Genomic DNA, 11,957 nt, shown 5'->3' with positions numbered 1-11,957 from the left:
TCACTTCACTCCCTGCCGCTGGGCGATCTGCTTGGCCTGGCTGACCGCGTCCTTCCAGGCCCGGTCGGGGTCCTTGCCCTTGGCCTCGATGCTGGTCAGCTCGCTGAAGTAGGGCGCCGAGACCGCCGCGTCGGCCGGGGCCTCGTAGGCGGCGGGGATCTTCTCGGCCGCCGGACCGAAGATCTCGATGGTCTTCTGACCGCCGAAGAAGGCGTCACCGCCGGTGAGCGCCGGCAGCTTGTACGCGGCCGGGGCGGTCGGGAACAGGGCCGCGTCGGTGAAGCCACGGGCCTGGTTCTCCGGGTCGAGGATCCAGCTGATTATCTTGAAGGCCTCTTCGGGGTTGCCGCTGGTCGCGGGGATGGCCAGGAAGGACCCGCCGAGGTTGGACGGCCCGCCCGGCAGGCTCGCCACCCGCCACTTGCCCTTGGTGCCCGGGGCGGCGTTGCTGATGTCCAGCGCGTGCCAGGCGGCGCCGATCTCGGTCCCCAGGGCGCCGCCGCTGATGGCCGCGTTCCAGGTGTTGTCGTTGATCTTGGCGTCGATGCCCAGGGTGTAGGGCTTCACGGCGGTGGTCCAGGCGGTGCGGATGTGGTCCTGGTCGCCGATGAACTTGTTGTCCTCGTCGATGAAGCGGTGGGTGCCCTGGCCGATGATCATCGAGAACACCGAGCCGATGTTGTTGATCAGATACGTCTTGGGGACGGCCTTGTGCAGCTCGACGCCGGCCTTGAAGTAGTCCTCCCAGGTGGACAGCTCGGAGGAGACCTTGGCCGGGTCGGTGGGCAGCCCCGCCTTCCTGAAGAGGTCCTCGCGGTAGTACGTGGCGCACGGGCCGATGTCGATCGGGAAGCCGATGAGCTTGCCGTCCTGCGTCGTGGCCTGCTTCAGCTTCCACGACAGGTACTGCGGGGCCAGCTTGTCCGCGCCGAGGGTGTTCAGGTCGATGAAGCGGTTCGCGTTGGGCAGGAAGGAGGCGATGTCCTCACCCTTGACGCCGGTGATGTCCGGGGCGGACTGGGCGGCCCGCAGTCCGGTGAGCAGCTTGGTCTTGAAGTCGCCGCCGACCACGGAGGTCTTGAGGGTGATGCCGGAGAAGTGCTTCTTGGCGTCCGCGACGACCTTGTCGCTCAGGCCGCCGGACCAGTACCAGAGGGTCAGGTTCTTGCTGTCCTTGCTGCCGCCCGATCCGGAGCCGCCGCCGCACGCCGCGGTGGCGCCGGCCGTCGCGGCCGTCAGTACGGCGGCCTGAAGGAATCGTCTGCGGGAAAGGTCCACGATCTTCTCCTAGTTTTCGGCGTGTCCGGCATGTCCGACAGGACCTGTGAGGTGTGAGCCGCGGGGGGGAGTGGCGGGGGCCGGGTGGCTGAAGAGCATCGGCGTGGGTGGGAACTCTTCAGCCACCCGGGGTGTGTGACCTGGTCCTCTCAGAGGGTGCCGACGCGTCCGTGACGGCGGAATGCGCCGTTCACCCGCTTCGGCCGACCGGAGTGGGGTCCGGACCTGGTTCCGAATTACGCAAGAGAGTGCACCCGGTGCGCGGGTTTGACAAGGGTCAAGCAGATATCGAGACATTCATGCGCGACTTTGCTTGAGTTTGGCGAGTTCGCGAGTATGGTCAGCGGCATGCTCCCTGACCGAAGACATCAGCTGATCCTGCGCGCCCTGCGTGCGGACGGGCCCACCACGGTGGTCGCGCTGGCCGAGAAGGTCGGGGCGAGTCAGGCCACGATCCGGCGGGACCTCGCACAACTGGAGGACGAGGGGCTGCTCAAGCGGGTCTACGGCGGTGCCGCCCCCGTCGTGGGTGAGGACGACCCGTTCGCCGACGTGGCCACCCTCCGCGTCGAGGCGAAGGACGCCCTGGCGGCCTGGTGCGCGGACCTCGTCAGGGACGGCGAGACGGTGCTGCTCGACATCGGCACCACGGCCCACCGGGTGGCCCGCCACCTGCACGGCCGGTCCCTCACCGTGATCACCAGCAATCTGGCCGTCTACGAGGAACTCCAGGACGACAAGGACGTCCAGCTGATCCTGCTGGGCGGCGTGGTCCGGCGCGACTACCGCTCGCTGGTCGGCTTCCTCACCGAGGACAACCTGCGGCAGGTCCACGCCGACCGGCTGTTCCTGGGCACCAGCGGGGTCCGCCCCGACGGGCAGGTCCTGGACACCACCGCCGTCGAGGTGCCCGTCAAGCGGGCGATGATCGCCGCCAGCGCCCAGGTGGTCCTGCTGGCGGACGCGGGCAAGTTTCCCGGCACCGGAATGGCCCGGGTGTGCGGTCCGGAGGAGATCGACATCGTGGTGACCAACGCCCCGGTGGACGTGAAGACCGGTAATCGCCTGCGCGAGGCGGGAGTTGAGGTGGTCGAAGTATGAGACTCACGATCCTGGGGGGCGGCGGCTTCCGGGTCCCGCTGGTCTACCGGGCCCTGCTGGGCGACCGCGGCGCAGGACGCGTCACCGACGTGACCCTGTACGACCTGGACGCCTCCCGGCTGACCACCATCGCCAAGGTCCTCGCCGACCAGGCGGTCGGACACCCCGACGCGCCCACGGTCACCGTCACCACCGACCTGGACGAGGCGGTCACCGGGGCCGACTTCGTGTTCTCCGCCATTCGCGTCGGCGGGCTCGCCGGCCGCGCGGCGGACGAGCGGATCGCCCTGGAGGAAGGCGTGCTCGGCCAGGAGACCGTCGGCGCCGGCGGCATCTCCTACGGCCTGCGCACCATCCCGGTGGCGCTCGACATCGCCCGTCGCATCGCCGCCCTGGCCCCCGACGCCTGGGTCATCAACTTCACCAACCCCGCCGGCATGGTCACCGAGGCCATGACCGCCCTCCTCGGGGACCGTGTGATCGGGATCTGCGACTCTCCGGTGGGTCTCGGCCGCCGCGTGGCCGGGGCACTCGGCGTCGACCCGGCGCGCACCCGCCTGGACTACGTGGGCCTCAACCACCTGGGCTGGCTGTGCGGCCTGTACGCCGACGGCCATGACCTGCTGCCGTCCCTGCTCGCGAACGAGGCCGCGCTGACCTCCTTCGAGGAGGGCAAGCTCTTCGGCGCCGACCTGCTGCGCACGCTCGGCGCGCTGCCCAACGAATACCTGCACTACTACTACTTCCACCGCGAGTCGCTCGGCTCCGCGCGGGCCGGCGAACAGACCCGCGGCGCCTTCCTCCACTCCCAGCAGCAGCGCTTCTACGACTCCATGGGCGCCGCCGGAGGCGACCCGCCCGCGCCCCGTGCCGCCTGGGACGCCTGGGACGCCACCCGCCTGGAGCGCGAGATCACCTACATGGCCGAGAACCGCGAAGCCGTCGGTATGGGCGAACGGGACTTCTGCGACCTGGAATCCGGCGGATACGAGCAGGTGGCCCTCGCTCTCATGCGGGCCATCGCCCTGGACGAGCGCACCACCCTGGTCCTCAACGTCCGGGGCCGCGGCCGGATCCCCGCCCTGGACGACGACGCCGTGATCGAGGTTCCCTGCCATGTGGACGCCAACGGCGCGCGCCCCATCACCGGCGCCCCGTTGCCCGACCACGGCAAGGGCCTGGTGTGTGCCGTCAAGGCGGTCGAACGCGCGGTGATCCACGCCGCCACCACCGCCGACCGCACCCACGCGGTCAAGGCACTGACCATCCACCCGCTGATTGACTCCTACGCCGTCGCGAAGCGCCTGCTGGACGCCTACCAGCGCCACTTCCCCGAACTCGCCTACCTGGGCCGCTAGGCCGTGTCCGGCGGATCAGGCCGGAGGGAAAGTCGCGGCGCCGAATCAGCGCCGCGTCTGCGGCATGATCCGCCGGAGAGGACCGCGGGCCGGTTCCCGGGTGCCAGCCCGCGTCGAGCAAGGTCCGCATGTCCGCGTCGGCGGCCACGACGACCATGTCCGCGAGGCGGACGCGCACCGCGAGCGCCATCCGGTGCACGACGGCGGCGGGCGGCCCGGCCCACGGCCGCTCGTCGCACAGCTCCCCCCTCCACCGAGATCCCCCCGGCCCCCCTCTTCCGCGTAGGCGGTGAGGGTGATGGTCCTGCGGTGCAGTGGGAGGTCGGCGCGGGTCATGACGAGGTCTCCTCCTTTAGCTGATAGTGGAGGAATGGAGGAACCGTCCACCGGCACCCGGAAAGATGGACGATCCGTCCTCTGGTGCGGACCCTCGCGGGAGCCGTAGCGTCGGCGCACCCACCGAGGACGTCATCCGCCCGGCCGCCCACCCCGCGGCACCGGGAGGCCGTTCGCCCCGCTGCGCCACCCCGCGCTCCCTCGTAGACCTGCCGCTGGAGCCCCCTTGTCCCCGCAGCCCGAGCAGCCCCCGTCCCTCACCGAGGTCGAGACCCACGGCGTCGAGCGCATCCCCGACGCCGATCGCACCGCGACCCCGCTCGACCTGTTCCGCGTCGCCTTCGGCGGCGCCAACACCTTCTCCACCTGTGTCCTCGGCGCCTTCCCCATCCTGTTCGGCCTCTCCTTCTGGCAGGGCCTGGCCGCCACGCTCCTCGGCGTCGTCGCCGGCGCCCTCATCCTGTGCCCGATGGCCGTGTTCGGCCCGGTCAACGGCACCAACAACGCCGTGGCCTCCTCCGCCCACCTCGGCGTGCACGGCCGCGTGGTCGGCTCCTTCCTCTCCCTGCTGACGGCCGTCGCGTTCTTCTCCATCTCGGTGTGGAGCTCCGGTGACGCCCTGGTCGGCGGCGCGCACCGGCTCTTCGGTCTGGAGCGCAGCACCCTGTCGTACGTCGTCGCGTACGCGCTGTTCGCCGGTCTGGTCCTCGCGGTGTGCGTGTACGGCTTCCGGTTCATGCTCTTCGTCAACAAGATCGCGGTGACCTCGGCGACCGTGCTGTTCCTGCTGGGCGCGATCGCCTTCGCCGGCGACTTCGACCCGTCGTACGCCGGTGTCTTCACCGCCTCGGCGGACGCGGCGACCCGGTCGCTGTTCTGGCCGTCGTTCATCGGCGCGGCGCTGATCGTGCTGTCGAACCCGGTGTCGTTCGGGGCGTTCCTCGGCGACTGGTCGCGCTACATCCCGGCGAGCACCCCGCGCCGCAAGGTGATCGGTGCCGCGTTCCTGTCGCAGATCGCCACGCTGCTGCCGTTCCTCTTCGGCCTTGCCACCGCGAGCATCATCGCCACGAAGGCCCCCAGGTACGTCGACCCCGCCGCGCCCGACTTCGTGGGCGGGCTGCTCGCCATCTCACCGGGCTGGTTCTTTCTGCCGGTGTGTCTGCTGGCACTGATCGGCGGCATGTCCACGGGCACGACCTCGCTGTACGGCACCGGGCTCGACTTCTCCTCGGTGTTCCCGCGCCTGAGCCGGGTGCAGGCGACGCTGCTGGTCGGCGTGTTGTCCATCGCGTTCATCTTCGTCGGCCGGTTCGGTCTGGACCTGGTCCAGTCGATCTCGACCTTCGCCACCGTGATCATCACCTGCACCACTCCCTGGATGGTCGTGATGATGCTCGGCTTCCGCACCCGGCGCGGCTGGTACGACCCGGACGCCCTCCAGGTCTTCAACCGCCGTCAGCGCGGCGGCCGTTACTGGTTCGCCCACGGCTGGAACTGGCGCGGTATGACCGCCTGGTGGGTCTCCGCCCTCATCGGCGTGCTGTTCACCGACATCCCCGGCCAGTTCGTGGGCCCGCTGGGCGACCTCGCGGGCGGTGTCGACATCAGCCTGCCGCTGTCGATGGCCGTGGCCGCGGTGCTGTATCTGGCGCTGCTGCGGATCTTCCCCGAGCCACGCGCGGCCTACGGCCCCGAGGGCGCGTGGCTGGCCCGCACCGTCGACGTCCCGGTGCCGCCGATCACCGGTCCGGGAGCGCGGGACCGCGAGACGTCGCCGGTGCCTGCCGCCGAGGTCCGATGACGGCGGACTGGGTCGACCTGTCGGTGCCCGTGGCCTCCGGGATGCCGGTGTACCCCGGTGATCCGGAGGTCGAGGTCTCCCCCGCCCTGCGGGCACCGGCGGACGGGGTCAACGTGCTGCGGCTGCACCTGGGTTCGCAGTCCGGCACCCATGTCGACGCCCCCTACCACGTGGACGACGCCTGGCCACGGCTCGACGAGCTGCCGCTGGACCGCTTCGCCGGACCGGCGGTCGTGGCCGACGTACGAGGACTGCCCGCGCGGGCGGCGATCACGCCCGGCCTGCTGACACCCGCCCTGAACCGCCTCGCACAGCTCCCCGGCGGAGTGCTCCTGCTCGCCACCGGCTGGTCGGCGTACTGGGGAACCGAGGCCTACCTCGCCCATCCGTGGCTCACGCCCGAGGCGGCCGAGGCAGTCGTCGCGGCCGGTGTCCGCACGGTCGCCGTCGACGCCCTGAGCATCGACCCCACACCCCAACCGGGAGCCGGGGAAGCCGAGTTCGCCCTGCCCGCCCACCGGGTGCTGTGCGGGGCGGGCGGGGTGATCGCCGAGAACCTCACCGGCCTGGAGCGACTGGTCGACGTGCCCGACGTAGAGGTGTTCCTGTTCCCGCTGCGGCTGCCGGGAGCCGACGGGGCGCCGGTGCGGGCGGTGGCACGCCTGGGCTGAGTCGCGGCAGCGGGGCGGTTCTCAGGCCGCGCTCGAGCAGACCGCCAGCGAGCGAGGGGACGATGAAGCGGCCGGCCGGCACAGGCAGCCCGGCCGCCTGCCCTCGCGTCCCTACGGGTACCAGCAGGGTCTCCCGCGGGGGCTCGACAAGGGGAGGGAACACAGCCATGGCCAGGCGACGACACCGACGTACCCCGATCGCCCTCACCGCGGCAACCGCTGCACTCACCGCCGCCGTCGCGGGCGGCTGCTCTGCCGTCGACAAGGCCCTGGACTGCATGCAGACCGCCGAGGCCATAAGCCACGACATCGCCGATCTCCAGTTCGAAGCCGCGCACGCGGCCGTCAATCCGGACCGGGCCGACTCCTCCTTGGACGCCATCGACAAGGATTTGAAGGAGATTGGCGACAGGACGGACAACCCGGATGTCAACAAGGCGGTCGACGACCTGGACTCGGCGGTCGACAATGTCCGTACGGCCATCAAGGACGGCGACGACACCCCGGACCTCAGCCCGGTGACCGACGCGGCCCGCGAACTCACCAAGGTCTGCACCCCCTGATTCGGAAGTCGTTGCCGAGTCCGGTGCGGTGGGGCCCGCGCGGCCTACGGCGGGTAGGTTTCCCCTGGAGACGACGAAGCGCGAAAGACCGGGGGACCCGTGACGAATCAGCCGCCGTACGGCCACCAGCAGCCACAGGGCTTCGGCCCCCCGCCGCAGTACGCCCCGATGCCGCCGATGCCCGCCGGGCCGCCGCCGACGGGTCCGGAGTTCATGGTCGTCGACCGGCACAACTCGATCGTGGTCGACGAGATGGGCGTCGCCTTCGAGGATCACGATGTCATCGCCGAGTTCCCCTGGCAGGAGATCCGCAGCGTCCACTACAAGGCGAGCCCCTCGGGCAAGGCCCTCATGATGGCCGTCGTCCACCTCGACGGCAGGGTCTACGAGTGCGTCGTGGCGGCAAAGCCGCGCGAACTGCTGGGACAGTGGTTCGCGCAGCTGGCGGCGGTGCTGGGGTACTACCGTCCGGCGGGGTATTAGATCATGGGGCCATGGGCAACTCCACGGCATACCCCGTCTTCAGAAGCGGCGCTGCGGCGGATGTGTACGCGCTGGCTCAGCGGCTGCGGACGTTGATGTCGTGGTCGGAGCCGACCGTCCGTCTGGCGGCCGAGCTGCGGACGGCCGAGGACGTGTGGCGGATGGTGGGCGTGCTGCCGCATGCCCGGTACGAGGCCGAACAGCGAGGTCTTGAGTACCGGGCGGACACGTTGCCCGCCGGTGGCGGAGAACTCGGGGCGCTGCTACCTCTCTTCGTGGACGTCGATGTGCCGGCGGACGGAGTGGAGCGGTCCTTCGCTCGTGCCCTCGGCACCGGCCCCGCCACGATCGACTGGCGGGGCGCCTGGCCGGACGTCCCGGAACTCGGACTCCTGGCGAACCCGGAGTACGAGGGGGTTCAGGCCGTGTTCAACAGTGATGACGTGGGCTGGGAGCGGCCTGCCGAAGACCACACGGTGTTTGTGCACATGACGAAGTTCGGCGATCTTCCCCGAGCGGAGTGGCTGGCGAGTCGGGTCGGTGAGCGAGTGCTGGGTGGCCCGATGCTCGGATGGTGAACGGAGCAGGGTGCCGTCCGGGCCGGTGGACGCGCCGACCGGAAGCGGAACCCGATCAGCGCGTCCTGGACGACGAAGGTGTCAGTTCAGGTGCCGGGTGAAGAATCGCACCGTGCTGTCCAGCTCGAACGCCGGGATCTCCCCGTGCTTGCCCGGGTTGGCGTGGAGTGTCTTCTCGGGCGAGGCGAAGCGGTCGAAGAGCGCCAGGCTCGCCGCCCTCGGCACCAACTGGTCGTCCCACTGCACCAGGAACTCCAGTGGAACGGTGATCTGGGCGGCGGCCTCGCCCGAGGTCTCCACCCCGTTGAGACCCAGTACCGCCGCGCGGACGCGGGGCTCGGCGGCGATGAACGGAACGCCGAGGCCGCAGCCCAACGACATTCCCCAGTAGCCCACCGGGCCGGGGCCGACGTGGTCCAGTTCCTGGACCGCGTCCAGGACCGCCCGCCACTCCGGGACGGCCTGGCCGGCGAGGACGGTGTGGATACGGGCGACCAGCGCAGTCACGTCCCCGCCGGTCTGCGCACGGGTCCGCATCTCGGCGATGATCCGCTCGTGTTCCTCCGTTCGCGACCGGTCGCCGTGGCTGGGCGCGTCGAGGGCCACCACCGCGAAACCGCACTCGGCCGCGAAGCGGCGGGCACGGGCCACGATGCCGGGTGCCTTCTTGTGCTGTCCGCCGCCATGTCCCATCAGGATCAGGGGGCGGGACCCGGCCGCACCGTCCGGCGTCCACAGCACGCCGGGGATCTCACCGAAGGTGAAGGTCAGGGTGAAGAGCTGTTCGGTGACGCCGTCGGACGACGTCTGGGAGGCGAAGCGCATGGCGTTTCTGGCCTTTCGGGATGCCTTCTGCGGGCACTCCCTAGCCCATGCGAGGGAGGGAGCCCGGACCTGTCACAGCGTTGATCGGTCTCACCTCCTCGATTCGCAGCACCAAACGGCGACGCCGAACGTACCACGACCCGCTTCACTCCGGCGCGAATACTCTCTGGCGGAGGGCTACTTGCGCCGCCATCAGCACCCCCTACTTCCGTTTGCCGCGCAGCACCACGCAGGCGATCAGCAGCGCCGCTCCGGCGGCGATCAGCGTGGAGCGGTGGTCGCGCACCGGACCGGGGGCCTTCTCCTGCCAGATGCGGTCGGCCTGCCCGGCCTTGGCCTTGACCTGATCGGCCGCCGCGGCGGCCTTGTCCCTGACCGGGTCGGGCAGCCTGTCCTGCAGAAGGTGGGCGGCCTCGGCCGCTTTCGCCTTGGCCTGTCCCGTGAGCTCCGCGGCCTTCGCGGCGGTCTGCTCCTTCACCGCGGCGGCCTTCTCCTGGGCGCGGGCCCTGACATCCGTCCGGTCGGCCAGCGCCTCCACGGTTTCCCCCAGTTCGTGGCGGGTCTGCTCGACCTGCTCGCGCAGCTCTTCGGGGCTGGAGGCGGTGGGCTCGTCATGGGGCGGCTGGGTCATCGCTTGGCACTCTCCTTGATCTCGGCCACGTCGGCCTTCACGCTGTCGATGGTCTGCTCGGGGGCCGGCGGGGCGGCCTGGGTGACTTCCTTCTTTCCGGTCACGGCGAGCACCGCGGTGACCACCCCGAGGACGGCCGTCACGATGAGGGCCGCGGCCCACACCGGCAGGGGTACCGCGAGCGCGGCTATGGCGGTGGCGACCAGGGCCTGTGCGGTGAGGAAGCCGGTCAGGCCGGCGCCTGTGAAGAGGCCGCCGCCCTTGCCGTAGCGCTTGCCCTTCTCCTTCATCTCCGCCTGGGCCAGCCGCATTTCCCCGCGCACCAGCTCCGTCAGCTGCTGCGAGGCCCGCTGCACCAGTTCACCCACCGGCTCACCGCCGGTCGCGGTCCGCTCGGTCCCGCTGCCGGCAGCGGTGTACCGGCTCGTATCGGTCATCGTGGTCACCCTTCTGCACGTCGTCCGGCGCCGGGTACCCCGCGGCAGCCGGGAAGTACACCTGGTCAGCCAGGTGTTGCACACACCATTCACAAGATCGTTCGTTGCGGTGGCCGCGGCTCAGGCGTGCCGTGCCTGCCGTGCCCGGCCCACCCCGCTGGGGGTGTCGCGCAGCCGCCGGGCGGCGGCCAGGCCCAGTACGCCGGTGATCAGCGCATACCCACCGGTGACCTGGGCGATGGTGATGGCCCCGGCGCCCGGACGCGCCCACAGCAGCAGGCCGAGGAGGAGCGAAGCCGCCCCGGCCAGGAACAGCGTCCACTCATGGTGCAGTTCACGGCGGAACCGCACCGCCGCCCACAGCTCCGCGGCACCGGTGACCACCGCCCACGCGCCGACCAGCGCCACTACGGCCAGGGCCGTGATGCCGGGCCAGGCCAGCGCGACCAGACCGACCACCACGCCCAGGACACCGCCGACCGCCTGTGCCATCCGGTGCTGGTGATCACCTCCGTGGTGCAGCGTGCCGACGAGCAGGGTCACGCCGTCGGCGAGCGCGTAGACACCGAACAGCATGGCCAGCGCCAGCACCGTCACCGCCGGCCAGGCCAACGCCAGCACCCCGAACAGCAGCGCCGCCGCGCCCCGCAGAAGCAGCATCCACATCAGCCGTCGTCGCACATCCTCACCCCTTCAGCCCGGAACGGTCCTGGCTGCGTACCCCGCTGCGCCGACGTTTACCGTCTCCAGGTGCCTTCCGCCTCGGTCGGAGCCATACGAGAACTCAGTCGTCGCCTCTTCCGGTGTTCTCGCTCCGCAGGAACGTCTGGCGTGCCCAGAGGGCGAGCAGTACGACCCCGCCGACCACCAGCGGCACGGGGTCGCGGGAGAGGGGAGCCAACGCGTATCCCAGCGCCATGACCGTGCAGACGGTCAGGGGAACGAACGCCGCGGCGCCCTCTATCCCCAGTCGCAACGTCGGCCGTCCGGCGGCCAGGAGGCTGGCCCCGCCGGGCACCCAGGGGCCGACGGCGACCACCAGCAGTCCCGCGGTGTCGCAGACGTCGACCAGTTGAAAGGACATCACCTCGGGGCCGTGCGGGCCGACCGTCCACATGCGCACGGTGTCGCCGATCAGTGTGAGGGACAGTCCGGCGCCTCCCACCCACAAAGTGGCCCGCCGGTCGCCCCGTACGAGCCTGCGCAGAGCGAACAGAAAGCAGAGGAACACGAGCTCCGCGGCCCACAGGACGCCGACCATCCCCCTCCCGAGCCGCCAGCCGTCACCGGCCCCCCGCAACAGCACCCACCCCGTCATGAACACGGACCCGGCCGTGACGACCCCGTCGAACACGCGCCGCAGCAGCACATGCCGACCGGTACCGGCATCGGCCGCGACCACCAGACCGGCCATCCCCAGGCCGATAGCCAACGTCACTCCGGTCACCACCACCGAACCGATCAGGGGCCGAACGTCCCGGCCCCACGCCTGAGGGTGAGTCGACAGCACATTGACCAGCCCCCGGTACACACCCCCGGCGGCCGCGGAGCCCGCCAAGAGCAGCAGCCGTGTCCGCACCAGTCCGGTCGTACTCCAGGCACGGAACATCAAGGAGGCCGTCAGCACCCAGCAACCGACGGACGGCCCGGAGGCCACCGTCCGCGCCGCCAGGCTCCCGGCCGCCCGGAACCCGCTGACAGCCAGCACCGTTCCCACGAGACAGGCCACACCGACCGCGCCCCAGACCCCCGCGCGGACCCTGAGTACGTCCGGCGACTTCCCCAACCCCACCATCCGGTGCGCCCTTCAACCGGCCCCCGGGCCCACAGGACCTCCCTGCGGCCGCCGGATCATGCGGAGACCGTAAAAGATCCGCCGCCGTTGCCGAACG

13 protein-coding genes are annotated in these 11,957 nt (G+C 70.7%); 7 read left to right on the top strand and 6 right to left on the bottom strand.

Going from position 1 to position 11,957, the window contains the following annotated elements; all coding sequences use genetic code 11:
- Complete coding sequence (locus tag ACZ7L0_RS19360; protein ID WP_471243693.1) at window positions 1-1,278, bottom strand: extracellular solute-binding protein; 1,278 nt, start codon at window positions 1,276-1,278, stop codon at window positions 1-3.
- A gap of 309 nt (window positions 1,279-1,587) precedes the next feature.
- On the opposite strand from ACZ7L0_RS19360, the gene ACZ7L0_RS19355 reads away from it, so the two are divergent.
- From ACZ7L0_RS19355 to ACZ7L0_RS19325, 7 genes are all read left to right on the top strand, one after another.
- Window positions 1,588-2,379, top strand: coding sequence for a DeoR/GlpR family DNA-binding transcription regulator (locus ACZ7L0_RS19355; protein ID WP_471243692.1), 792 nt, complete (start codon window positions 1,588-1,590; stop codon window positions 2,377-2,379).
- On the top strand, window positions 2,376-3,737 hold the full coding sequence (locus ACZ7L0_RS19350; RefSeq protein WP_471243691.1) for a 6-phospho-beta-glucosidase: 1,362 nt from the start codon (window positions 2,376-2,378) through the stop codon (window positions 3,735-3,737). The genes ACZ7L0_RS19355 and ACZ7L0_RS19350 overlap by 4 nt, the downstream gene beginning before the upstream one ends.
- 562 nt (window positions 3,738-4,299) lie before the next feature.
- Window positions 4,300-5,877, top strand: coding sequence for a purine-cytosine permease family protein (locus ACZ7L0_RS19345; RefSeq protein ID WP_471243690.1), 1,578 nt, complete (start codon window positions 4,300-4,302; stop codon window positions 5,875-5,877).
- Window positions 5,874-6,548 (top strand): cyclase family protein, encoded by a 675-nt coding sequence (locus ACZ7L0_RS19340; RefSeq protein WP_471243689.1) that lies wholly within the window; start codon window positions 5,874-5,876, stop codon window positions 6,546-6,548. Before ACZ7L0_RS19345 ends, ACZ7L0_RS19340 begins: the two co-directional genes overlap by 4 nt.
- A 167-nt stretch (window positions 6,549-6,715) precedes the next feature.
- A complete protein-coding gene (locus ACZ7L0_RS19335) occupies window positions 6,716-7,111 on the top strand; it encodes a hypothetical protein (RefSeq protein WP_471243688.1) in 396 nt (131 codons plus the stop codon).
- A gap of 99 nt (window positions 7,112-7,210) precedes the next feature.
- Window positions 7,211-7,594, top strand: coding sequence for a hypothetical protein (locus tag ACZ7L0_RS19330; RefSeq protein WP_471243687.1), 384 nt, complete (start codon window positions 7,211-7,213; stop codon window positions 7,592-7,594).
- Between the two features lie 11 nt (window positions 7,595-7,605).
- Window positions 7,606-8,172, top strand: coding sequence for a hypothetical protein (locus tag ACZ7L0_RS19325; RefSeq protein ID WP_471243686.1), 567 nt, complete (start codon window positions 7,606-7,608; stop codon window positions 8,170-8,172).
- A gap of 81 nt (window positions 8,173-8,253) precedes the next feature.
- Here the strand turns inward: ACZ7L0_RS19325 and ACZ7L0_RS19320 are convergent, their stop codons facing one another.
- The 5 genes from ACZ7L0_RS19320 to ACZ7L0_RS19300 all read right to left on the bottom strand — a co-directional run bounded on the left by ACZ7L0_RS19320 (window position 8,254) and on the right by ACZ7L0_RS19300 (window position 11,773).
- Complete coding sequence (locus tag ACZ7L0_RS19320; RefSeq protein WP_471243685.1) at window positions 8,254-8,997, bottom strand: dienelactone hydrolase family protein; 744 nt, start codon at window positions 8,995-8,997, stop codon at window positions 8,254-8,256.
- Between the two features lie 202 nt (window positions 8,998-9,199).
- On the bottom strand, window positions 9,200-9,628 hold the full coding sequence (locus ACZ7L0_RS19315) for a DUF3618 domain-containing protein (RefSeq protein ID WP_471243684.1): 429 nt from the start codon (window positions 9,626-9,628) through the stop codon (window positions 9,200-9,202).
- Window positions 9,625-10,065, bottom strand: coding sequence for a phage holin family protein (locus ACZ7L0_RS19310; protein ID WP_471243683.1), 441 nt, complete (start codon window positions 10,063-10,065; stop codon window positions 9,625-9,627). The genes ACZ7L0_RS19315 and ACZ7L0_RS19310 overlap by 4 nt, the downstream gene beginning before the upstream one ends.
- 120 nt (window positions 10,066-10,185) lie before the next feature.
- Window positions 10,186-10,746 (bottom strand): HdeD family acid-resistance protein, encoded by a 561-nt coding sequence (locus ACZ7L0_RS19305; RefSeq protein WP_471243682.1) that lies wholly within the window; start codon window positions 10,744-10,746, stop codon window positions 10,186-10,188.
- A 103-nt stretch (window positions 10,747-10,849) separates the two neighbouring features.
- Window positions 10,850-11,773, bottom strand: a complete 924-nt coding sequence (locus ACZ7L0_RS19300) for a hypothetical protein (protein ID WP_471243681.1) — start codon at window positions 11,771-11,773, stop codon at window positions 10,850-10,852.
- Window positions 11,774-11,957: the final 184 nt, after the last annotated feature.

The sequence above is a fragment of the Streptomyces sp. NPDC039424 genome (assembly GCF_055639495.1).
This window is presented reverse-complemented; position numbering and strand designations above follow the sequence as displayed.

Coding starts and splice junctions, on each gene's coding strand:
- ACZ7L0_RS19350 (WP_471243691.1), top strand. CDS start 2,376: ATGAGACTCACGATCCTGGGGGGCGGCGGCTTCCGGGTCCCGCTGGTC.
- ACZ7L0_RS19320 (WP_471243685.1), bottom strand. CDS start 8,997: ATGCGCTTCGCCTCCCAGACGTCGTCCGACGGCGTCACCGAACAGCTC.
- ACZ7L0_RS19315 (WP_471243684.1), bottom strand. CDS start 9,628: ATGACCCAGCCGCCCCATGACGAGCCCACCGCCTCCAGCCCCGAAGAG.
- ACZ7L0_RS19340 (WP_471243689.1), top strand. CDS start 5,874: ATGACGGCGGACTGGGTCGACCTGTCGGTGCCCGTGGCCTCCGGGATG.
- ACZ7L0_RS19335 (WP_471243688.1), top strand. CDS start 6,716: ATGGCCAGGCGACGACACCGACGTACCCCGATCGCCCTCACCGCGGCA.
- ACZ7L0_RS19325 (WP_471243686.1), top strand. CDS start 7,606: ATGGGCAACTCCACGGCATACCCCGTCTTCAGAAGCGGCGCTGCGGCG.
- ACZ7L0_RS19310 (WP_471243683.1), bottom strand. CDS start 10,065: ATGACCGATACGAGCCGGTACACCGCTGCCGGCAGCGGGACCGAGCGG.